17 protein-coding genes are annotated in these 24,311 nt (G+C 35.0%); 12 read left to right on the forward strand and 5 right to left on the reverse strand.

Annotated features, from left to right (window positions below; genetic code table 11):
• The first annotated feature begins 195 nt into the window (after window positions 1-195).
• Together ACFFLS_RS16305 and ACFFLS_RS16310 are read left to right on the forward strand one after the other, a co-directional pair.
• Complete coding sequence (locus ACFFLS_RS16305) at window positions 196-2,304, forward strand: prolyl oligopeptidase family serine peptidase (RefSeq protein ID WP_379684439.1); 2,109 nt, start codon at window positions 196-198, stop codon at window positions 2,302-2,304.
• A gap of 242 nt (window positions 2,305-2,546) precedes the next feature.
• Window positions 2,547-3,539: a Gfo/Idh/MocA family protein gene (locus ACFFLS_RS16310; protein WP_379684438.1), complete on the forward strand. Its 993-nt coding sequence runs from the start codon at window positions 2,547-2,549 to the stop codon at window positions 3,537-3,539.
• Between the two features lie 153 nt (window positions 3,540-3,692).
• On the opposite strand, the gene ACFFLS_RS16315 is transcribed toward ACFFLS_RS16310, so the two are convergent.
• Both ACFFLS_RS16315 and dnaE read right to left on the reverse strand, forming a co-directional pair.
• Complete coding sequence (locus ACFFLS_RS16315) at window positions 3,693-4,598, reverse strand: outer membrane beta-barrel protein (RefSeq protein ID WP_379684437.1); 906 nt, start codon at window positions 4,596-4,598, stop codon at window positions 3,693-3,695.
• A 177-nt stretch (window positions 4,599-4,775) separates the two neighbouring features.
• Complete coding sequence (dnaE, locus tag ACFFLS_RS16320) at window positions 4,776-9,311, reverse strand: DNA polymerase III subunit alpha (RefSeq protein WP_379684436.1); 4,536 nt, start codon at window positions 9,309-9,311, stop codon at window positions 4,776-4,778.
• A gap of 665 nt (window positions 9,312-9,976) precedes the next feature.
• Between dnaE and leuC the strand changes: the two genes are divergently transcribed.
• From leuC to ACFFLS_RS16370, 10 genes are all read left to right on the forward strand, one after another.
• The gene (gene leuC / locus ACFFLS_RS16325; protein ID WP_379684435.1) at window positions 9,977-11,371 is read left to right on the forward strand and encodes a 3-isopropylmalate dehydratase large subunit; all 1,395 of its coding nucleotides are present in this window, start codon (window positions 9,977-9,979) and stop codon (window positions 11,369-11,371) included.
• A gap of 163 nt (window positions 11,372-11,534) precedes the next feature.
• On the forward strand, window positions 11,535-12,131 hold the full coding sequence (leuD, locus tag ACFFLS_RS16330) for a 3-isopropylmalate dehydratase small subunit (protein WP_232677551.1): 597 nt from the start codon (window positions 11,535-11,537) through the stop codon (window positions 12,129-12,131).
• 118 nt (window positions 12,132-12,249) lie between these two features.
• The gene (locus ACFFLS_RS16335; protein ID WP_379689539.1) at window positions 12,250-13,095 is read left to right on the forward strand and encodes a hypothetical protein; all 846 of its coding nucleotides are present in this window, start codon (window positions 12,250-12,252) and stop codon (window positions 13,093-13,095) included.
• Window positions 13,096-13,191: 96 nt separating this feature from the next.
• Window positions 13,192-14,712: a hydroxymethylglutaryl-CoA lyase-like TIM-barrel protein gene (locus ACFFLS_RS16340; RefSeq protein WP_379684433.1), complete on the forward strand. Its 1,521-nt coding sequence runs from the start codon at window positions 13,192-13,194 to the stop codon at window positions 14,710-14,712.
• Window positions 14,713-14,828: 116 nt separating this feature from the next.
• A complete protein-coding gene (gene leuB / locus ACFFLS_RS16345; protein ID WP_379684432.1) occupies window positions 14,829-15,884 on the forward strand; it encodes a 3-isopropylmalate dehydrogenase in 1,056 nt (351 codons plus the stop codon).
• Window positions 15,885-16,062: 178 nt separating this feature from the next.
• Entirely contained in the window at window positions 16,063-16,614 is a 552-nt protein-coding gene (locus ACFFLS_RS16350) for a 30S ribosomal protein S16 (protein WP_379684431.1), read from the forward strand.
• A 15-nt stretch (window positions 16,615-16,629) separates the two neighbouring features.
• Window positions 16,630-17,154: a ribosome maturation factor RimM gene (rimM, locus tag ACFFLS_RS16355; protein ID WP_379684430.1), complete on the forward strand. Its 525-nt coding sequence runs from the start codon at window positions 16,630-16,632 to the stop codon at window positions 17,152-17,154.
• A 145-nt stretch (window positions 17,155-17,299) separates the two neighbouring features.
• Window positions 17,300-17,479, forward strand: coding sequence for a four helix bundle protein (locus tag ACFFLS_RS16360; RefSeq protein ID WP_379684429.1), 180 nt, complete (start codon window positions 17,300-17,302; stop codon window positions 17,477-17,479).
• Window positions 17,480-17,485: 6 nt separating this feature from the next.
• Window positions 17,486-17,659: a four helix bundle protein gene (locus tag ACFFLS_RS16365; protein WP_379684428.1), complete on the forward strand. Its 174-nt coding sequence runs from the start codon at window positions 17,486-17,488 to the stop codon at window positions 17,657-17,659.
• A 129-nt stretch (window positions 17,660-17,788) separates the two neighbouring features.
• Window positions 17,789-18,496 (forward strand): tRNA1(Val) (adenine(37)-N6)-methyltransferase, encoded by a 708-nt coding sequence (locus ACFFLS_RS16370; protein WP_379684427.1) that lies wholly within the window; start codon window positions 17,789-17,791, stop codon window positions 18,494-18,496.
• Window positions 18,497-18,639: 143 nt separating this feature from the next.
• Here ACFFLS_RS16370 and ACFFLS_RS16375 read toward each other — a convergent pair whose 3' ends face one another.
• From ACFFLS_RS16375 to ACFFLS_RS16385, 3 genes are all read right to left on the reverse strand, one after another.
• Entirely contained in the window at window positions 18,640-19,929 is a 1,290-nt protein-coding gene (locus ACFFLS_RS16375; RefSeq protein ID WP_379684426.1) for an HlyD family secretion protein, read from the reverse strand.
• A 3-nt stretch (window positions 19,930-19,932) separates the two neighbouring features.
• Window positions 19,933-22,125 (reverse strand): peptidase domain-containing ABC transporter, encoded by a 2,193-nt coding sequence (locus ACFFLS_RS16380; RefSeq protein WP_379684425.1) that lies wholly within the window; start codon window positions 22,123-22,125, stop codon window positions 19,933-19,935.
• 576 nt (window positions 22,126-22,701) lie between these two features.
• Entirely contained in the window at window positions 22,702-24,261 is a 1,560-nt protein-coding gene (locus ACFFLS_RS16385; RefSeq protein ID WP_379684424.1) for a vitamin K epoxide reductase family protein, read from the reverse strand.
• Between the last annotated feature and the right edge of the window lie 50 nt (window positions 24,262-24,311).

Below are 24,311 nucleotides of genomic sequence, written 5' to 3' on the forward strand. Positions count from 1 at the left end.
AGTAATGCTTAAAAAAATCTCGCAAAGACGCGAAGTCGCAAAGAAATTTTAAAACTTTGCGCCTCTGCGGCTTTGCGAGATTAATTTTACGTGCTTTGCGTATCCCGATAGCTATCGGGATTGCGTACTTTGCGGTTAATAACACAGTAATCTCACAAAAAGTACTATTTTTGCTACAACAGATAAAAACTAACTATGAAAAAAACATTTCTATTAATGGCAATTACAACTGCAGGAATTTCATTAGCGCAAAATAAGATTCAATATCCGCAAACTAAAAAAGGAGAAACTGTTGATGTTTATTTTGACACAAAAGTAAACGATCCTTATCGTTGGTTAGAAGATGACAAATCAGAAGAAACTGGTGCTTGGGTCAAAGCAGAAAACGAAGTAACATATGGTTACCTTGATAAAATTCCGTTTCGTGATGCACTTAAAAAACGCATGGAACAATTGTGGAATTATGAAAAAATAAGTGCTCCTTTTAAAGAAGGAAATTTTACTTATTATTTTAAAAATAACGGACTTCAAAATCAATCTGTTGTTTATAGAAAAGACCAAAATGGAAAAGAAGAGATTTTCTTAGACCCAAATACATTCTCTAAAGATGGAACCACTTCTCTCGGAGGACTTGATTTCTCTAAAGACGGAAGCAAAGCTGCTTATTCGATTTCTGAAGGCGGAAGCGACTGGAGAAAAGTGATTATTATTGATGCTTTGTCTAAAAAAGTTTTAGAAGACGCTTTGGTTGATGTAAAATTCAGTGGCGTATCATGGCTTGGAAATGAAGGTTTTTATTATTCAAGTTACGACAAACCTAAAGGAAGCGAATTGTCTGCCAAAACAGATCAGCATAAATTGTATTTCCACAAATTGGGAACTTCTCAAAAAGACGACAAAGTAATTTTTGGTGCCGATCAAAAAAGACGATATGTAGGTGGTTATGTTACCGAAGACAACAAATATCTGGTTATCAGCGCGGCCAATTCTACTTATGGAAACGAATTGTACATTAAGGATTTAAGCAAAGCAAACAGCCCGATTGTAACTATAGTAGACAACTATAATTCAGACAACAATATCATTGAAAACGAAGGAAGCAAGCTTTTCATCGAAACAGATTTCAATGCACCTAACAAACGTGTAGTTACTGTTGATGCGGCAAATCCGAAACCTGAAAATTGGAAAGATTTCATTAAAGAAACCAAAGATATCTTATCGCCTTCAACTGGTGCAGGATATTTTTTTGCTAATTACACAAAAGACGCTGTCTCATTTGTACAACAGTACGATTATAACGGAAAATTAGTTCGCGAAATCAAACTTCCTGCTGTTGGATCTGCCGGTGGATTTGGTGGTAAAAAAGAAGAAAAGACCTTATACTACAGCTTTACCAATTACACAACACCAGGAACTATTTACTCTTTCGAACCAAAATCTGGAAAATCAGAAATTTATCAAAAACCAAAAGTAGATTTCAAAAGCGAAGATTACGAATCGAAACAAGTATTCTACACTTCAAAAGACGGAACAAAAATTCCGATGATCATTACTTATAAAAAAGGAACTAAATTAGATGGCAAAAACCCAACTATCCTTTACGGTTACGGCGGATTCAATATCAGCTTAACGCCAAGTTTCAGCATTGCCAATGCAGTCTGGATGGAAAACGGAGGTGTTTACGCAGTTGCCAATTTAAGAGGTGGCGGTGAATACGGAAAAAAATGGCATGATGCGGGAACAAAACTTCAAAAACAAAACGTATTTGATGATTTTATCGCTGCTGCAGAATACCTGATTGCTCAAAAATATACTTCATCAGATTATTTAGCTATTCGCGGAGGATCTAATGGAGGATTATTAGTCGGAGCAACAATGACACAACGTCCTGATTTGATGAAAGTAGCTTTACCAGCGGTTGGAGTTATGGATATGCTTCGCTACAATGCTTTTACAGCAGGTGCAGGATGGGCTTTTGACTACGGAACTGCTCAAGATAATAAAGAAATGTTCGAATATTTAAAAGGATATTCGCCAGTTCACAATGTAAAACAAGGAACACATTACCCTGCAACGATGGTAACTACAGGAGATCATGACGATCGTGTGGTTCCAGCTCATAGTTTCAAGTTTGCGTCTGAATTGCAGGAAAAACAAGCAGGAGAAAATCCTGTTTTAATTAGAATCGATGTAAAAGCTGGTCACGGAGCAGGAAAATCTGTTGCCGCTACAATTCAAGAGAATGTAGACATTCAGGCTTTTACGCTTTATAATATGGGTTTTAAAGCTTTGCCTTCGAAATAAAACTTTCAACTTACTTTTTTTAGCCACGAATTCACGAATTTATTTCTGAATATCGTGGCTATCTTTTTTTGTTTCACGCAGATTCCGCAGATTTTGGCAGATCTAAGCTGATTTAATTAATAAAAATCTGTGCAGATCTGCTTAAATTATTTTTAATCTGCGTGAAATAAATTCGTGAATTTGTGGCTAACTTTTTTAAATAAACCATTTACACTAAATTTGAGAAACTTAAAACTTAAACCATGAAAATTATAAAATGGGGAATCATCGGTTGCGGTAATGTAACAGAAGTAAAAAGCGGTCCGGCTTTTCAGAAAGCTGCAAATTCAGCTTTAGTTGCCGTAATGCGAAGAGATGCTGCACTTGCCGAAGATTACGCCAAACGCCACAACGTTCCGAAATGGTATTCGAATGCAATTGATTTAATAAATGATCCAGAAGTTGATGCAGTTTATATCGCTACTCCTCCATCGTCTCATAAAGAATATACTATTTTATGCGCCAAAGCAGGAAAACCTGTTTATGTAGAAAAACCAATGGCTTTGACTTTTGAAGAATGCAACGAAATGATCAGTGTCTGCAAAGAACATAATGTTCCGCTATTTGTTGCTTATTATAGAAGAGCATTGCCTCGTTTTTTAAAAATCAAAGAATTGATTGAAGGAAAACTTGGAACAATCAGACACGTAAACTGCGTTTTATATCATCCTTTTGAAGAGCGTTACGATGACGAAATCAATCTTCCTTGGACAGTGTTGCCACATATTTCAGGAGGCGGAATATTTGTAGATTTGGCTTGTCACACACTAGATTTTCTTGATTTTGTTTTAGGACCCATAAAATCGGTTCGAGGACATGCAACTTCTCAATTAATGGCTTATCCTGCAGAAGATGCCGTTTCGATGTCTTTCTTATTTGAAAATGGAATACACGGTTCTGGTATTTGGAATTTTGCCAGTTTTGAACGTTACGACAATACTGAAATTGTTGGTGATAAAGGTAAAATCTCTTTTTCTACTTTCGGAAACGACCCAATTCATATTCAATATGCAAATGGCGAAAAAGAGAGTATTGCTATAGAAAATCCGTTACATATTCAACAGCCGTTTATAGAAACTGTAATTGCCGAATTATTAGGAAATGAAGATACTTCTCCATCAAAAGGTGTTTCGGGCTCCAGAACTACTTGGGTAATTGATCAAGTTTTGAAGGAGTTTAGAGAAGCTTCTAAATAATATGGATTGCCTCCAGCTAAAGCAGGAGGCAATCCATAGAAAATGATTTAAAATAAAAAAAAGGATATTCTCTCGAATATCCTTTCTTCAAAAAACTATAAAACTTCTATAAAATTATAAGCTGTATTTTAAACCTACGCTTAAACCAATACCTTAAATTCCAACAAAAGAACTTATATCATCAGTAGCTCTTGTATCATCAAAACCTGCCGCATTAGTTACTCTACTGTTAGAACTTGTAGTTAATTGACTTACATAATTAGTATGAATAGCAGAATAAGAAGCATCTTGTCTAAAAGTAGATGGAGTATGTAATTTATCTACTCCATTTTCTGTGAACACAGTAGTTTCTTTGGTTTTTCCATGAACAGTAAAGTTTCTGTATTCAACTTCAGCAAATACAGCAATCTTTTTACCTAGCTTATAAGAAGTTCCGATTGCAGCCATAAAACCAATAGTTGGATTTGGTTTTACAACATCTTCAGAATATGTTTTTGCCACAACTCCTTGTGCTGTGTAATATTCACGGTTGGTTTCGATTGTTAAATCCCCATGAATAGGAACAATAATTCCTACCTTAGTATATGGTTCAAAACCTTTGGTTTCTCCCAAAAACAATACTAAAGATGGCGATAAATCCCATGCTCTAATTTTACCTACAGCATCACCAGTTACAAAAATATTTGCCGGAGAAGTTGCTACTAAACGATTTGTAGTCTCAACCATCAATTTATCAGCACTAGAATAATAGTTAATTCCCATCTCAACTCCTAGGCGTGTAGAAAAACGGTAACCTGCAGTTAATCCAGAACGGAAACCTTCTCCGAAAGAACCGTGATTTGTTTTTCTAGAAATTAATGTAGTTCCATTAGGACCGTAAACATCTGTATTCGGTAATGCGCCATTTACAATTGGAAACTCCGTAGCGGCTGTTTGAATAAAATATGATCCACCCAATTTAAAGTACCAGCTTTCTGGTTTATCTGTATTTTCTGTTGTTTGCGCCACACTCACCATTGAGCAAACAAATAATCCTAATAAAAATAGGTTCTTTTTCATAATTCTGATTTAATTAATTTATACAAACTTAGAATATTAAAAACATTCTTACAATTTGCAAAGTTAGACTAATAACGAAAACGTTGTAATTTCGGGCAATATTACTAAAAAACTATTATGCGTGCATATTTTTAACTAAAAAAAATAACATCTGTTTAAATTTTAACTGTTAATTTTTTAGTTCAATTTAAAATTAATCTGCATTCTTTCTAATTCTAACAACAATTCGGTAGAAATCTTGACTTTTAGGCGTCTGCTTGGCATCGTCAATTTGGTTACTACCTTGATTTCTTCAATCTCATTCACCTCTTGAACCTTATCTGTTTGAAGCGCGGCGTCTTCATTATCATTGTCATCTTCAAAAACAGTTTCGTCTGGCTCAAAATCTGTTGGCGTTTCCACCTCGACCAAACGTTTGACTTTTTCTAATTCCATTATTTCAAAAGAAACCGAATTATCTCCTTTATATTCATTAAACAAATGACTCAGATTATGAATAAACTCTGTTTGGAGGTCTTTAATATTCAGTAATAAAACCAATTTTTTTGCAAACAGTCCTAATACATCTTGCAATTGTTTAGCATCAACAAACTGCATCCTAGGTTCTGATTTTTTACCAGTATCTCTATTAACCCAACCATCTTTTATCAGAATTTTAAAGAAAACGAAATTATTAGGAAGTAAATACCTGTGAAAACTCAGATATTCTTCACCAAAAATCTTAAACTCAAAACTCTCGTCGTAACCTTCTAAATTAAAAGAAGCCCATTCTTTACCATTTTTAGCAACACGCCTTTGCACATTGGAAACAATACCAGCAAAATGTAGATTTTTCCCAACATATTCATTCATACTTTTTAAAGATTCCAAACGAGCATTGCAGAAATATTTCATTTCAAACTTAAAATCATCCAAAGGATGTCCTGAAATATAGATTCCGACAACTTCTTTTTCTTTGGCTAATTTTTCCATTGTGCTCCAATCTTCGCATGGAGGCACAACGGGTTCTGCAATTTGCACTTCACTGGCTTCTCCAAACAAACTTACCTGCGACGAGTTTTCATTTTCCTGAAACTTCGATCCGTAACGCATGGCTTTTTCGTAGAAAGTTATTCCGTCACCATCATCATGGAAATATTGTGCTCTAGTTGTTCCTTCAAAGGAATCAAAACCTCCAGCCAATGCTAAATTCTCAATCGCTTTTTTGTTTGCTGCACGCAAATCAATTCGCTTCGCTAAATCAAAAATCGATTTATATCTTCCGTCTTTTCTATTTTCTACAATCGTTTCAACGGCTCCAGAACCAACTCCTTTTATCGCTCCCATTCCGAAACGAACCGCATAATCATCGTTTACGGTAAATTTATAGTACGATTCGTTTACGTCTGGCCCCAAAACCTGCAATCCCATACGTTTGCATTCTTCCATGAAGAACGAAACCTGTTTAATATCGTTCATGTTATTCGAAAGTACCGCAGCCATATATTCGGCAGGATAATGCGCTTTCAAATAAGCCGTTTGGTACGCAATCCAAGCATAACAAGTCGAGTGCGATTTGTTGAAGGCGTAACTCGCAAAAGCTTCCCAGTCCTTCCAGATTTTCTCTAGAACTTTGGCATCGTGACCTTTTGCTGCGGCTTGTTCAACAAACTTCGGCTTCATTTTATCAAGTACGTCTTTTTGTTTCTTACCCATCGCTTTACGCAAAACGTCGGCCTCACCCTTTGTAAATCCGGCCAAAGACTGAGACAAAAGCATTACCTGCTCTTGGTAAACGGTAATTCCATAGGTTTCAGATAAATATTCCGCACAAGCATCTAAATCGTATTTGATTTCTTCATCACCATTTTTTCTTCGAACGAAAGATGGAATATACTCCAAAGGTCCCGGACGATACAATGCATTCATCGCAATTAAATCTCCAAAAACCGTTGGCTTCAGATCTTTCATGTATTTCTGCATTCCAGGCGACTCATATTGGAAGATTCCAACCGTTTCTCCTCTTTGGAAAAGCGCATACGTTTCCTCATCGTCAATTGGAAAAGTATCAGGATCCAGATCAATATTAGTTCTGTATTTTACCAGTTTTACGGTATCTTTTATCAGTGTAAGGGTCTTTAAACCCAAGAAGTCCATTTTAAGCAATCCGGCACTTTCTGCAACCGAGTTATCAAACTGTGTTACATATAAATCCGAATCTTTTGCTGTGGTTACAGGAACATAATTCGTAATATCCGACGGCGTAATGATTACTCCACAGGCGTGAATTCCCGTGTTACGCATTGATCCCTCAAGAATTTTTGCCTGCTGAATGGTTTCTCCTGCCAAATCATCTTTATTGGCAATGGCGATTAACTCTTTTACATTGTCAAATTCATCCGAACGAAGGGCTTTTTTAACCTCATCTTCACTTTCAGAAATAAAACGTGCCAAATTCCATTTGGACGGCATCATTCCCGGAATCAGTTTGGCAATTCTATCGGCTTCAAACAAAGGTAAATCCAATACACGCGCCGTATCACGAATCGCCGATTTGGTCGCCATTTTACCATAAGTGATAATCTGCGCCACCTGTTTTTGACCATATTTATTGATTACATAATCCATTACACGTCCACGACCCTCGTCATCAAAGTCGATATCAATATCGGGCATCGATACACGATCCGGATTTAGGAAACGCTCAAAAAGTAAATCGTATTTAATCGGGTCAATATTCGTGATTCCGAGACAATATGCAACAGCAGAACCCGCTGCAGATCCACGGCCAGGACCTACTGATACGTCCATTTTTCTAGCCTCGGCGATGAAATCCTGTACAATCAAGAAATAACCCGGATATCCTGAATTTGAAATCGTCAACAATTCAAAATCTAAACGTTCCTGAATCGATTCGGTAATTTCACCATATCTTCTTTTGGCGCCTTCCATCGTAAGGTGTCTCAAATATTTATTTTCCCCACGAACACCTCCGTCAGCTTCATCTTCAACAACAACGAATTCTTCTGGAATATCAAATTTCGGAAGTAATACATCTCGATAAAGCGAATATCCTTCCACCTTATCAATAATTTCCTGAATATTGATAATGGCTTCTGGCAAATCAGCAAAAAGCTTTTTCATCTCGTCTTGCGACTTGAAATAGTATTCCTGATTTGGAAGTCCGTAGCGGTAACCACGTCCACGTCCAATTGGTGTTGCCTGCTTTTCACCATCTTTTACACAAAGTAAAATGTCGTGGGCATTGGCATCTTCTTTGTTTAAATAATAGGTATTGTTGGTAGCGATTAATTTTACATCGTGCTTTTTCGAAAACTCAATCAGGGTTTTATTGACACGATTTTCATCTTCCTGATTATGGCGCATTACTTCTAAATAGAAATCTTCACCAAATTGTGCTGCCCACCAAATCAAAGCTTCTTCGGCTTGGTTTTCACCGATATTCAAGATTTTACTCGGAATCTCTCCGTATAAATTCCCGGACAAAACCATGATATCGCCTTTGTATTGTTCTACAATCGCGCGGTCAATTCTCGGAACATAATAAAATCCGTCTGTATAGGCAATCGAAGCCATTTTAGCCAAATTGTGATATCCAGCTTTGTTTTTAGCCATCAAAACGACTTGATACCCATTGTCTTTTTTGCTTTTATCTAAGTGATTTTCACAGATATTAAATTCACAGCCAACAATTGGTTTTACTTCGGTTTCTGTTGGTTCTTCACCAGCTTCAACTAAAGCTTTATTTTTTCCAGAAGCGGCTTTGTTGTGATTCATAACGGCACTCACGAAGTGAAAAGCTCCCATCATGTTTCCAGTATCTGTCATGGCAACAGCTGGCATTTTATTTTTGGCTGCAGCCGAAACAATATTCCCAATTCCGATAGTCGATTGCAGTACCGAAAACTGTGTATGATTGTGTAGATGCGCAAATTTGGCAGCTTTAAACTCTGCTTTATCTTCTTCAGAAACGACATTTTGCGTGTCTTCTCCAGCTAAAGCCTTAAGCTGTTCTCTAATTTTATCAGAAGCCGCTTTTAAGTTAATATGCTTAAGACCAATTAACTTAAATGGTTCTGGATTTCTTTCTTGAAAATCTTTAAAATATTCTTTCGGAACATCCAGTTCTTCTTTGGTAAAAACTTCTCTTCTAACCAATTCAAGAAAACAACGCGTAGTAGCCTCAACGTCGGCAGTTGCGTTGTGCGCTTCCGCGAAAGGTTTATCAAAAAGATAGCTGTGTAATTCGGTCAAAGTTGGCAATTTGAATTTTCCACCACGACCTCCAGGAAGCTGTAATAACGAAGCCGTAACTTCGGTACAAGTATCTAAAACGGGCATTGAACTCATTTGAGACTCCACTCCCATTCTATGGAATTCAGCTCCCATAATGTTAACGTCGAAACCTAAATTCTGTCCAACGATAAATTTCGTTTTGCTTAAAGCAATATTGAATTTCTCCAAAACTTCAGCCAAAGTGATTCCATCGGCTTCAGCCAATTCAGTAGAAATACCGTGAATACGTTCGGCATCATACGGAATATTAAATCCGTCTGGTTTTACTAAATAATCCTGATGCTCTATAAGCGTTCCCATTTCGTCATGCAACTGCCACGCAATCTGAATACAGCGAGGCCAGTTGTCAGAATCGGTAATCGGGGCGTCCCAGCGTTTTGGTAATCCGGTGGTTTCGGTATCGAATATTAAATACATAAAGTCGTAAAAATCAAATTTTTAAAGCTCCAAATTCCAAACCATTCTCATATAACCATTTGATTACATGAAGAATACTAAAGTTATGAATAAAAATCGGAGGAAGTTCAAATTTACGCTTTTTTTGGAGATTGAAAACGGATAATTTCTTAAAAAGGCATTCTTATTTATTCATCAGATTTTCTCTTAAAATTCATAAAATTTCACAAAAATACATCTCTTGGATGTCGTAGTATTTTGACCTTTTATTGAATCTAAATAATACTCAGAAAACTCCTTTGAAAGCTTTAAAAAACCAAAAAACCATCTTTTTTGCAAAGAAACCAAAACTAACAATTATTACTATTTTTATACATTTTGTTAGATTTTTTCAAACAAAACCTTGTATTTTATAGTGATTTAGAGATAAATTTGCAAACTATTAAAACAAAAAACAAACAAGAAAAATTAAAGCCAAAAAAGAAAAAGTAAATCAGTTTCTTAATCATTTTTCTTTCAAATTTTAGTCTGCAAAAGCCGTTTGGCAATTTGTAAATTGGTTTGGGTATCGTATATAATGAAATATCGAAATTGACGCTTTTTTATCTTTTTTTACTTTTGTTTTGCTATTATAATGAACAGGGAATTGCTGTGGTTATAGAAATTACAATTAAAAAAAATAAAAAATGAGTAAGACATTATTTGACAAAGTATGGGATTCACATGTAGTGCGTAAAATTGAAGATGGGCCAGATGTGTTTTTTATTGACCGCCATTTCATTCATGAAGTTACGAGTCCTGTTGCTTTTTTAGGATTAAAATCGAGAGGCGTGAACGTTTTATACCCACAGCGTACTTTTGCAACTGCCGACCACAATACACCAACCATAAACCAACATTTACCAGTTCAGGATCCGCTTTCTGCAAATCAGCTTCAGGCTCTTGAAGATAATGCTAACGAATACGGAATTTCGCACTGGGGATTAGGACACCAAAAAAATGGAATTGTGCACGTAGTTGGTCCTGAAAACGGAATTACTTTGCCAGGTGCTACTATTGTATGTGGAGATTCGCATACGTCTACTCACGGTGCCTTTGGAGCAATTGCTTTTGGTATCGGAACATCTGAGGTTGAAATGGTGCTTTCTACGCAATGTATTATGCAACCTAAACCAAAGAAAATGCGTATTAACGTAAACGGACAATTAAGTAAAGGTGTTGGTCCAAAGGACGTTGCACTTTATATTATTGCACAATTAACTACTTCTGGAGGAACAGGTTATTTTGTTGAATACGCCGGAGATGTTTTTGAAAACATGACTATGGAAGGCCGTATGACCGTTTGTAATTTAAGTATCGAAATGGGTGCTCGTGGAGGAATGATTGCTCCTGACCAAACTACTTTCGATTTCCTTGAAGGAAGACTTTACGCTCCAAAAGGAGAAGCTTGGACAAAAGCGGTTGAATACTGGAAAACGTTAAAAACTGATGCTGATGCTGTGTTTGATGCTGAATTAAACATCAAAGCGGAAGACATTGAACCAATGATTACTTATGGTACAAACCCAGGAATGGGAATTGGTATCACAAAACATATCCCAAGTGCAAATCAAGTTGAAGGCGGCGAAGAAACATATAAAAAATCTTTGGCTTATATGGGCTTCAACGAAGACGACGTAATGATTGGAAAACAAATCGATTACGTTTTCTTAGGAAGCTGTACAAACGGACGTATTGAAGATTTTAGAGCTTTTGCTGAAATTGTAAAAGGAAGAAAAAAAGCAGATAATGTTACGGCTTGGTTAGTTCCGGGTTCTCACGTTGTTGAAGCACAAATTAAAGAAGAAGGAATTTTAGATGTCTTGACAGAAGCTGGTTTCGTATTACGTCAGCCGGGTTGTTCTGCTTGTTTAGCAATGAACGATGATAAAGTTCCTGCCGGAAAATATGCAGTAAGTACTTCAAACAGAAACTTTGAAGGTCGTCAAGGCCCTGGTTCAAGAACGCTTTTAGCAAGTCCAATTATGGCTGCTGCTGCTGCAGTTACAGGAAAACTGACAGATCCGAGGGAATTATTTTAGATTGGAGATTTTAGATTTTAGATTTCTCACTTTGCGTAATCTTCATCTCAATTTCTTCAAACAAAATGAATCAACATTATTTAATACAAAACATTTTTAGGTTCTAAGTTTAGTTTTCAAAAGAAAATCTAAAATCTAAAATCTAAAATCTAAAATTTCAAAAATGGCATACGATAAATTTACTATACTTACCAGCAGTGCAGTGCCACTGCCAATTGAGAACGTTGATACAGATCAAATCATTCCGGCTCGTTTCTTAAAAGCTACAAAACGTGAAGGTTTTGGAGATAACCTTTTTAGAGACTGGAGATACAACGGAGACGATACTCCAAAAGCAGATTTCGTTTTAAACGATTCAACTTATAGCGGAAAAATCCTTGTTGGAGGAAAAAACTTCGGCTCAGGATCTTCTAGAGAACATGCTGCTTGGGCAGTTTATGATTACGGATTCCGCGCTGTAGTTTCTAGTTTTTTTGCAGATATCTTCAAAGGAAACTGTTTGAATATTGGTGTTTTGCCAGTACAAATCAGCCCTGAGTTTTCTGAAACTATTTTCAAAGCTATTGAAGCTGATCCTAAAACAGAATTAGAAATCAATCTTCCAAACCAAACGATTACTTTATTATCAACTGGTCAGCAAGAATCTTTTGCTATCAACGGATACAAAAAGAATAATATGATCAATGGTTTTGACGATATTGATTATTTACAAGATATGAAGGAAGATATTAAGGCTTTTGCTGATAAACTTCCTTACTAAACACAACCAACCCAAACGCAGTTACGCAAGTTTCAACTATAAAGTTGAACTTCGTAACTGCTTTTAATTTAATTCTGAGAAAAGCAGTAAAGGATTCATTTATAATAACTAAAATTAGATGCTCAACAAAATCATAAAAAATTTTATATACATCTTAGTTTTTGGAATTAGTTTTTCCTATTCACAGACAAAAAAAATAAAAAAAGAGATTATAACCGCCTCTAGTATTGAAACAAACAAAATTCTTTATACCGTTTCCATCAATTATAATAAAAATCAAAAAGTAACTAAAAAGGTAGAAACAGGCGTGAATTTTAGTTGGGAAACAACAACTAAAACTTTTTTTTATGACAATAAAAATAATCTAATTAAAGAATGTTTTTATTCGAATAATACAAAAGCCAAACTTGATTTTAAAGATTCGACAAGGTATTTTTATGATAACGGAAAAACAGTAAAAAGAATTAAATACAATCAGGGATTCATAAAAACGCCTGAAATAATGAATTACCATTATAACAAAGATGGTTTATTAGCAAAACAGTTCATAAGCAATAATGAATACTATGTCTATAAATATCCAAAAAATGATACTGTATCCATAGTAACAAAAAACTATGACAATCAAGTTTGTTATGATTTAGTAACGCTTTCGTTAAAAAAGGGCGATACAATTACGCAGCGAATTTTCAACAAATACAGCAGACAATGCGGATTTAATTCTAATTCAAAAAGAGAAAGTATTTATGATGGCGAAGGAAAACTGAAAGTAGAAATTAACGAAATTGGTTATTACTATTACGAAAATGGATTGATTAGCAAAGTTTGCGGCGAAGAAAAAAAATATTGTTATAACTATTTCGAATACAAATTTGACGCAAATAATAATTGGATAGAAAGAAAAGAATTCAAAAATAATTCTCCTGCAATACTATCAAAAAGAGAGCTTGAGTATTATGACTAATTCAAAAACCTTAATTTTTATTAGAAATAAAATGTCTTCGAATAAAAATTAGAAAAAAAAACAACATTACGCTTATTATTAAAAGCAAACAACATAATGGAAAAAAGAAAAATTGAAATAATGGATACGACGCTTCGTGATGGTGAACAAACCTCAGGAGTTTCATTTTCTGCTGCAGAAAAACTAACCATTGCGCAATTGTTGTTGGAGGAATTAAATATTGATAGAATCGAAATTGCTTCTGCACGCGTGAGCGAAGGAGAATTTCAAGCCGTAAAAGGCATCACTTCATGGGCTGAAGAACGCGGCTACATTAACAGAATCGAAGTCCTGACATTTGTAGACGGAGGTGTTTCCATCGACTGGATGAAAAAAGCAGGTGCCAAAGTCCAGAATTTATTGACCAAAGGCTCAATGAATCACTTGACACATCAATTGAAAAAAACGCCAGAACAGCATTTTTCTGAGATTGCTCAAATCATTGCTTTAGCCAAAGAAAATAATATTGAAACCAATGTTTATCTGGAAGACTGGAGCAACGGAATGCGAAATTCTCCAGAATATGTTTTTCAGTTTTTGGATTTCTTAGCTACACAGCCAATTAAAAGAGTTTTGCTTCCTGATACTTTAGGCGTTTTAATTCCGTCTTTGACTTTTGAATTTATATCAAAAATCAGAGCAAAATATCCACAAATTCATTTTGATTTTCATGCTCATAACGATTACGATTTAAGCGTTGCTAATGTTATGGAAGCTATAAAAGCCGGAATCAACGGACTTCACGTAACGGTAAACGGAATGGGAGAACGTGCCGGAAATGCGCCATTAGAAAGTACTGTTGCAGTTATAAACGATTATTTGCCAGAAGTTAGCATTAACATAAAAGAAACCTCTTTATATTCTGTAAGTAAATTGGTTGAAACATTTACCGGATATAGAATTCCAGCCAATAAACCAATTGTTGGCGATAATGTTTTTACACAAACCGCAGGAATTCATGCTGATGGAGATAATAAAAACAATTTATATTTTAATGATTTACTTCCGGAACGCTTTGGAAGAAAACGTAAATATGCTCTTGGAAAAACTTCAGGAAAAGCCAATATCGAAAAAAATCTTCAGGAATTAGGTTTAAAACTAAACAACGAAGATTTGAAATTGGTTACCCAAAGAATTATTGAATTGGGCGACAAAAAAGAAACCGTTACGAAAGAAGATCTTCCATACATTATTTCAGATGTTTTGGATAGTCATACTTACGAAGAAAAAATCACCATCGTATCGTATATGCTGGTTCATTCTAAGGGGATGCGACCATCTACGACTTTATCTTTAAACTTAAACGGAGAAATAATCGAAGAAAATGCACAAGGAGACGGTCAGTTTGATGCTTTTATGAATGCTTTATCCAAAATTTACAAAAGCAAAAAACTTACGCTTCCTAAACTGATTGACTATGCTGTGAGAATCCCCCCAGGAAGTAGTTCTGATGCGTTGTGCGAAACCATTATTACATGGGTAAACAACGGAAAAGAATTCAAAACCCGCGGATTAGATTCTGACCAAACCGTTGCAGCGATTATTGCGACACAAAAAATGCTTAACATTATAACTTAATATAGATACAAAGGTTCAGAGGCACAAAGGGACAAAGGCTAAAAAGCAAAGTTTTCATCCCAACAGCTTTGAACCTTTGTACCTCTGAAACTTAGAACCTTTTAAAAAAATATAGAATGAAATTAAACATAGCCCTTTTAGCCGGAGACGGAATCGGACCAGAAGTAATAAATGAAGCTGTAAAAGTATCTGATGCTATTGCGAAAAAATTTGGACATGAAATCACTTGGAAACCAGCTTTAACTGGAGCAGCTGCGATTGATGCAGTTGGAGAACCTTATCCAGATTCAACACATGAAGTTTGCAAAAATGCTGATGCTGTTCTTTTTGGTGCAATTGGACACCCAAAATACGATAACGATCCTTCTGCACCAGTACGTCCAGAACAAGGTTTATTAAAAATGCGTAAAGCATTAGGTTTGTTTGCAAACGTAAGACCAACTTTTACATTCCCATCTTTATTGGATAAATCGCCGCTAAAAAGGGAAAGAATAGAAGGAACTGATTTAGTTTTCTTAAGAGAACTAACAGGTGGAATTTACTTTGGTGAAAAAGGAAGAAAAGACAACGGAGATACAGCTTACGACAACTGCGTTTATACAAGAGCAGAAGTGCAACGTTTAGCTAAAAAAGGTTTCGAATTAGCAATGACACGTTCTAAAAAACTATGTTGCGTTGATAAAGCTAACGTTTTAGAAACCTCTCGTTTATGGAGAGAAACCGTTCAAGCAATGGAAAAAGACTATCCAGAGGTTGAAGTGAGCTACGAATTTGTTGATGCAGTTGCTATGCGTTTGGTACAGTGGCCGAATTCTTATGATGTATTGATTACTGAAAACTTATTTGGGGATATCTTAACAGATGAAGCTTCTGTAATTTCTGGTTCAATGGGATTAATGCCTTCTGCATCTATGGGAGCTGAAGTATCTTTGTTTGAACCTATTCACGGGTCATATCCACAAGCAACTGGATTAAACATAGCTAACCCAATGGCTACTATTTTATCTGCTGCTATGATGTTCGAAAACTTCGGATTGATGGAAGAAGGAAAAGCAATGAGAGACGCTGTTAACAAAGCTTTAGAAGCTGGAATAGTTACAGAAGATTTAGCCAATGGAGGCAAAGCATACGGCACTAAAGAAGTTGGTGACTGGTTAGCTGCGAATGTATAATTAGTTCATTTTGTTTCAGGTTTCAAGTTTTTGGAACTTGAAACTATGATTAGTTTTTTTATTAAAAACTAATCCATTTGCAATAAATAATTGTTTAGACGAGAAATTCAGAAAAAAATTATATCTTTGCGCCCTTAATTAACAGAGGTCGAGAACCTCAAAATTTAATCACTAGATTATGTCAGTAAAAATTAGATTACAAAGACACGGTAAAAAAGGAAAACCTTTTTACTGGGTAGTAGCTGCAGATGCACGCTCAAAAAGAGATGGTAGATACTTAGAGAAAATCGGTACTTACAATCCAAACACTAACCCAGCAACTGTTGAATTAGACCTTGACAGCGCAGTTAAATGGTTGCACAATGGTGCACAACCAACTGATACTGCAAGAGCTATCCTTTCTTACAAAGGTGCTTTATTGAAACACCACCTAGATGGAGGTATCCGTAAAGGAGCTTTAACTCAAGAACAAGCAGATGCTAAATTAGCAGCTTGGTTAGAGGCTAAAGCTGGAAAAGTTGATGCTAAAAAAGATGGTTTATCTAAAGCACAAGCTGATGCTAAAGCAAAAGCTTTAAAAGCAGAAAAAGAAGTAAACGCTAAACGTGTTGCTGATGCTGCTGCTGCACAAGCTGAAGCTGTTGCCGCTGCACAAGCTGCTGAGGCTACAGAAGAAGTTGCCGAAGAAGCTCCTGCTGCTGAAGAGAATAACGAAACAACTGAAGCATAATTTTACTTAGCGATAATGCGTAAAGAAGAATGTTTTTATTTAGGTAAAATCGCTAAAAAATTTAGTTTCAAAGGTGAAGTTCTGATCTATTTAGACACAGACGAACCTGAGTTATACGAAAATCTGGAATCAGTGTTTGTTGAACACAACAAACACTTGGTTCCTTTTTTTATTGAGACTTCCTCTTTACACAAAAACGACTTTCTTAGAGTTCGTTTTGAAGATGTAAATACCGAAGAAGATGCTGATGCTCTTGTTGGAAATAGCATTTATCTTCCTTTATCTATGTTACCAAAACTTACAGGTAACAAATTCTACTATCACGAAGTTATTGGTTTCGAAATCGAAGACAAACGTATAGGTGTTTTTGGAAAAATTACTTCTATTAATGACTCTTCTGCCCAGCCGCTTTTTGAAGTTTTAAATGGTGAAGTAGAAATTTTAGTTCCGATGATCGATCAATTCCTAGTAAAAATTGATCGTGAAAACAAAAAAGTCATCATGGATCTTCCTGAAGGTCTTATTGAGATGTACCTTTAAGTTAAAATTCCATTTTTTTTTAAATTCCAAATTCCAAGCTAGAAAATTCCAATTCTTGAGAATTTATAATTGAAAACATTTTCATTTTAAAGAAAGAAAAAACTTACTTTTTTTATTTACTTTTCACAAATTGAAAATTAAATCTATGACTAAACCATATAATTTGGAACAAAGAACTTTTCTTTTTGCCAAGCAATGTCAAATCTATATTAAAACACTTCCACTTCCAAAAACTGTTTCCAATATTGAAGATGTGAAGCAACTTATCAGATCTTCGGGATCAGTTGGTGCAAACTACATTGAAGCAAATGAAAAATTAGGATAGAAAGATTTGCTATTCCGATTAAGAATTGCTAGAAAAGAAGCAAAAGAATCAAAATTTTGGCTTCAGTTATTAAACGATCTAAATCCAGATCAAAAAGAACTTTCAGAATCTTTATTACTTGAAATTGAGGAATTACGAAAAATCCTTTCTGTCATAATTACCAAAACTTCTAAGCCTTGAATTAATATTTAATCTTACTTTTACAGTTCTACAAAATTATTCGCTTCAATTGGAATTTGGAATTTTCATCTTGGAATTTCTGCTCTGATTGGAATTTGGAATTTAAAAAAAAATTGGAATTTTATATTTATGTTTAAGTTTAAGCAATTTTCTGTAAAACAAGATAAAACAGCAATGAAAGTTGGCACAGACGGTGTTCTATTGGGCGCTTGGGCTCCTATTCATCATAATCCCTTTACTGTTTTGGATATTGGCGCCGGAACCGGAATTATCGCTTTGATGTTGGCACAGAGAAGTCATGCTGAACAAATTGATGCTCTTGAGATTGATGAAGACGCTTACGAGCAGGCTGTAGAAAATTTTGAAAACTCTCCTTGGGGAGATCGGTTATTTTGCTTTCATGCTGGTTTAGATGAATTCATAGAAGAACCAGAAGACGAATACGACTTGATTGTTTCGAATCCTCCTTTTTATGTCGAAGATTATAAAACCGAAAATGAACAGCGCGATTTAGCACGATTTCAGGATGCTATGCCTTTTGAAGAAATTGTTGAAGCCGCCGATTTATTACTTTCTGAAAATGGAATCTTAGCAATAATCCTTCCTTTTAAAGAAGAAGAGAAATTTATTGCTTTAGCAAAAGAAGCCGAATTATACCCTTTAAAAATTACTCGTGTAAAAGGAACTCCAAAATCAGAAATCAAACGCAGTTTGTTGGCTTTTAGCCGAAATCAAATTTCCGAAATCGAAATTAATGAACTAATTATCGAAATCGACAGACATGTCTATACTCCTGAATACATTGAATTGACTAAAGATTTTTATTTGAAAATGTAAAAAAACAGCTTTGTCAAAGTTAAAAACATTGACAAAGATTCCATTTAGATTATTTTCCATTTTTGACAAAAAAACTCAGGATTAGCAGATATTTTTCATCAAAAAATCAGTCTTTAAGTTAATTAATAGTTTCTAGTCATTTTTTAAACTTGTTCAAATATGCTTTTGAATTGATATAATATTCTTTCGATCAATCGTAAATCTTCAGTAATGATCTCTGCCCTTCCTTTCATTTCCTGCTGAAAAACAATTTGTTTATGATAAGAAGTCTGTAATCCGTTTGGAAGTGCAACATCGAGCAACAAATTGCCGTCTTTATCTGGAATGAGCGAAATGTTCTTTATTTTTCCTTTTAAAACGCCGAACTCACGATCCGGAAAATTCGCCAATCGTATGTTTACAGTTTGCCCTACTTTTATTTTTCCTGAATTCAATGCTGGCGCTTTTACCTTTCCAATATATCCGTTTTTCGCATCCGGAATAATCGAAAAAACATTATCTCCCACATTTATAGTCTGATTTTCGTTCCAAACCTGCAAAAAAGTAACCACACCACTGATAGAAGATTTTAAGGCATAAGCCATTTCCCAGTCTTTGATGACCTTTTTGAGCTGATAAAAAGACTGCGCCGTGTTGCGTCCGAGATTAACTTCCTCTTTAGTGCCGCTTATCTCCGAATTACGGCTCAATTTTGTATTATCTATAAGTGAAGACTTTAATTGAGAAATCGAGGTTAAAAGATTCTTATAGCTCTTTTGCGCTTGCAGGAAACTAAGTTTTTTCGCTTCCATTTCCTGAGCAGAAATGATGCCTTTGTTAAAAAGAGTTTCAAAACGGGCAATTTCATTCTTCTGAAGCTGTAATTCGCTTTCATTGATCAATTTTTGCTGTTGTAAAATATCCAGCCTTTCCTTCAATTGAATTTTTTCCGAGCTCTGGGCTCTGCTTTCTACCTCAAAAGGATGGAGTTCATTATTCAGCTGTTGCGCTTGATAGTCTTTTTGAAACACTGCATAGGCACTTTCAATTTCACCTAACTGTGCATTTTTGAGTTTTAAAAACGGAAAATCTTTTGATGGATTATTGACATTATAATTTTCAACAATGCTTTTTAGCAGAAAAACATCTTTGTAATTTGCCGTGTTTTCAATTATGGCAAGTGCAGTGTTTTTAGAAACGACTGCTTTATTCTTTATCAAAATAGCTTCAATTCGTCCAGATGATTTAGAAACGATTTTCTCTGGCGGAATATTGGTTGTAATGACGATTTCTGTATTTACAACATCGGGAAATTTTATAAACCAGGAAATAAAAAACAGCATTACGATGATTGCAAAAATCAAAACAGTGCCCCATCTGATCATCCAGTGTGGTACTTTGGTGAGAATATCTTGTACTTCCTCGCTTCTTAGTTCGAATGTCTCTTCTGTCATGATTTAATTTCCAAGTTGCAATTGATTTTTAACTAGTTCAAAATAACTTCCTTTCTGCTGTACGAGCGAATTGTGGTTTCCTATTTCGATGATTTTTCCTTTATCCAAAACCACAATCTGATCAGCATTCATAACCGTGCTTAAACGATGCGCAATTACAATTACAGTTTTATCCTTAAAGAAAACATCCAGTTTTTTCATGATCTCATTTTCATTATTGGCATCTAAAGCAGACGTTGCCTCATCGAAGAAAAGTATTTCTGGATTTTTATAAACCGCCCTTGCAATATGCAATCGTTGTTTTTGTCCCGTGCTCATTCCCAATCCTTCCGATCCGATTTTCGTATTGTATCCCAAAGGCAATTCGCTTATATATTCTTTTATATTGGCTACATCTGCTGCATAAACCAGCCTTTTTTTATCAATTTTGTCAACGCCAAAAGCAATATTGTTGGCAATCGTATCATTAAAAATAAAACCCTCCTGCATAACCGCGCCAACATGAGAACGCCAAGCCTTTTGCGAAATATTTTTTAACTGCGAGTTTCCGACTGTAATTTCGCCCTTTTCAGGCTCATAAAACTTAAGAAGCAGTTTCATCAAAGTTGTCTTACCGCTGCCGCTGGTTCCTACAATAGCCGTTATTTTTTTAGCCGGAATAAGCAAATTAAGATTATCCAAAACGGGAATATCAGAGCCTAAATAACGATAAGTCATATTTTTTACTTGAATGTCTGCATCAAAAGGAACATCATTGGTCTGATGCATTTCCTGTTCTGTTTCATCTTCCTTTTCATGAATTTCAGACAATCTTGCCAACGAAATCTTTGCGTCCTGAAGTTCTCTCACAAAATCAATCAATTGGCTTATAGGACCGTTTAAACTTCCAACAATAGAACTAACGGCCAACATCATTCCAAATGTAATGGAACCGTCTATCACTAATTTTGCAGATAAAAATATAATAAAGATATTCTTGAGCTCATTAATGACCGAAGATCCGGTGGTTTGTGTCTGTTCCAAGATCAGCCCTTTTATAGAAACCCTGAAGAGTCTTGCCTGAACATATTCCCACCCCCAACGTTTTTGTTTTTCGGCGTTATGAAGCTTGATTTCCTGCATTCCGTTAATCAACTCCATTACCTTGCTTTGTTCTTGCGAAATCTCTGAAAAACGTTTGTAATCGAGTACTTCTCTGCGTTTTAAGAATAAGAAAATCCATCCGAAATAAAAGAAGCTTCCAATAAAAAATATCAAAAATATCTTTAGATTAAAATACGCTAGAACACCTCCTAAAACAAACATATTTATTATCGAGAAAAAAACGTTTAGAGACGAAGTGGTGAGTATTTTTTCGATTCTTCTATGATCATTGATGCGCTGCATGATATCGCCCGTCATTCGAACATCAAAAAAAGAAATCGGAAGACTCATTAGCTTAATGAAGAAATCTGAGATAAGCGAAATATTAATCCGTGTTGAAAGATGCAGTAAAATCCAACTTCTGATAAGTTCCAGACCTGTTTTTCCCACAAAGAGAAAGAGTTGTGCGAAAAGGATCAAATAAACAAAATACAGATTTTGATTCTGTATTCCAACATCGACAATGCTCTGAGTTAGAAAAGGAGCAATCATCATCAATAAACTGCTCGCCATTAAACCAATCGCAAGCTGTATTAAAAATGATTTGTACCGAAGGACATATTGCGACAGCAGTCTAAAACCAAGTCCTTTATTCTCTTCTCTATCAAATTCGGTTTGAAAAAATTTTGGTGTCGCTTCTAGCAATAAGGCAATTCCTTCTTCTGTGGCATCATCTGCATTGTTTCCAATCCAGAATTTTAGAAAATCTTCTTTATTATATTCAATAAGGCCGAAACCTGGATCTGAAATGTAATAAATGTCTTTTTTTATTTTATAAAGTACAACATAATGATTTTTATTCCAATGCAGAATACACGGCAACGGTGCTTCCTTTAGTCTTTCCAGACTTAATTTTACGCCAAGAGTCCTAAAACCAATTTTTTCGGCGGCATCGCTCAAAAAAAGCAAATTGCTTCCTTCACGGGTCGTTTCGCTCGCGTCTCTTAAATCCTGAATATGAATCGTCCTCCCGTAATGTTTGGCTATAATTTTCAAACAGGTCGGTCCACAATCTTTATGATCTGCCTGTTTGTAATGAGTGAATTTTTTCAATTGTAAATACCGTTTATCAAATAAAATTGTAATGCTAAATGTAGCTGTTTATTTCATAAAAAAATAGAGAGAAAAATAAATTTTTCTCTCTATTAAAAAAGGTTTATGTAATAAAATTATTAGTAATACCAATTTCTCTAGGAGATGGCACTTGATCAGTCCTAACGAAATAAAACTGACCTAGTGACCACTTATCCTGAGAATCCCGACACCAATCATCAATGTTGGGATAAATTGCTTAATGTTCCACGATTAAGCGCCTACGAATTAAAAAAAACATGACTAAATTTTAAAAAGGCTTTATTGTATATTACTTCTAAGTAATTTTCTAAACTAGCAGCATAAGCGGTTTGTTTCGCAAATGCCTGAATATGTATCTAATGGGCAGATACCACCTGCAGGTATCAAAACACAGCCTGCTTCTATCGCATATACCCAACACTCAGGAATGCCTCCCTGAATTTTTTTCTGCTCAGTTTTTGTGATTTTCTGAGCGCTTTCCAGATTCAAAATTTTCTTTAACATAATAATTTAATTTATCGATATCATTTCCTGCGTAGGAATTTCTTATAACGACTAGGCAATCTTTTCTAGAATTGTTTCTTTTTCCTCGATATAATCGTTCAAAAAGTATTTCAATTCATTTAGTTCATATTCGTTCGGAAATAATTTTTCGTTAACAATTTTCACTGGTGTATAGTTAAAATCATTTTTAGAACACCACTCATATTGTTTATTAATTTCCTGATTGATCATCATACTGATGTTTTCAACCTGCCATTTTTTTAACCATCTTTTCAGACTCATTTTTTTAATATGCCAATCCGAAATTGCCTCAACAATTTTTCCTGGTGTAGCTCTGTTTATAGCCAATAACCTTTCTACTACCGCCTTATAAGGATTATCGGCATTTTCAGGATTAATATTGAATAAAACACTTAAAAATATCTTATCCGGAAATTTCAGCACCAAATCAAATGCTTCCTGAAATGTTTTATGACAATGCCCACAACTTGGACTAATAATAACTGTTAACTTGACAACGGCATTTCTATTTCCAAAATTCAAACCTCTTAATTCTTCAATTCCTTTTAAATGCTGTACTTTTTTAGACAAAAAGGTCAAAAGGGAATAATTTCTTTTAAATTTCTTAAGATCTTTTAATGAAGTTTCGTTCTGCAACATACTTTTTATCATTCCTTTTACAGAAGCCCAAATCGGAATCAGTAAAAGCAGAGAGAACAGAAACGGAAAAACAGTAGCAAGACCAAAATCGAGTGTAAATAAGTCTGATGAAAACCAAATAATACTTTGGCTCATAATCAAGAATGAAACCGCAAGACACATTATGCACCATTTCTGAATTTCAAATTTCTGAATCCATACAGACAAAACGATAATCGGAATAGATAAAAGACTCAAAAAACCTACAAATACCGCAGAATTTAATGGCTGTATCAAAATTGCAATTAAGCTAGAACCAAAGAAAAGCAATGGTAAATCTGAAAAACTAACCCAGCTGTTTTCGACATCATCTTTAAAATTGATAACCGATTGACAAGACGAATTAGAACCGCGCTCGCAAAATTTTGATATTACAGTATTTTTTACACCCCATTTTTCCTGAACTATAAAAATGCTGAAAATAAACCCTATCACAGAGGTAATTAAGAACGTAGTGCTGAATAATTCATATTCATTATAGAAAAAAGACAAACCACTTATCAGAAGCAGAGGCAGAAAATATTTCATCCAGCTGTATTCTGCCTTTAGGTTTTCTCTTGCAATCACATTATTTGGTTCAATCGCCACAATCACACCATTCCAATCTAAAAGGAATTTTTCATATGAGGTTTTTAGATTGCTTTTTTTTGAAGTATGAATTCGGACAAAATTTTTAGCCTTTTCAACCAAGACCAATTCATCTTTAAAATAAGCCAAAAAATTCGACGGCAAATCAACTATCTGTTCTTTCGAAACTCTTACTGCAGCATTTTCAACAGACAGCAAATCGAACGAATCTGTAATTGCAAATAAGCTCGGATAATTTGGATGCGAAAGGAACAAATCCTTAAACTCATCTTTTATATCTGAATACTTATTTATCTGAAGAAATTTTTGGACAAGTTTCAACATAACTTTTGACCGTTTTAATTCATAATTACACTGCAAATATTGTTGATTTT

The sequence above is a fragment of the Flavobacterium procerum genome, assembly GCF_042431625.1.
Classification (GTDB): domain Bacteria; phylum Bacteroidota; class Bacteroidia; order Flavobacteriales; family Flavobacteriaceae; genus Flavobacterium; species Flavobacterium procerum.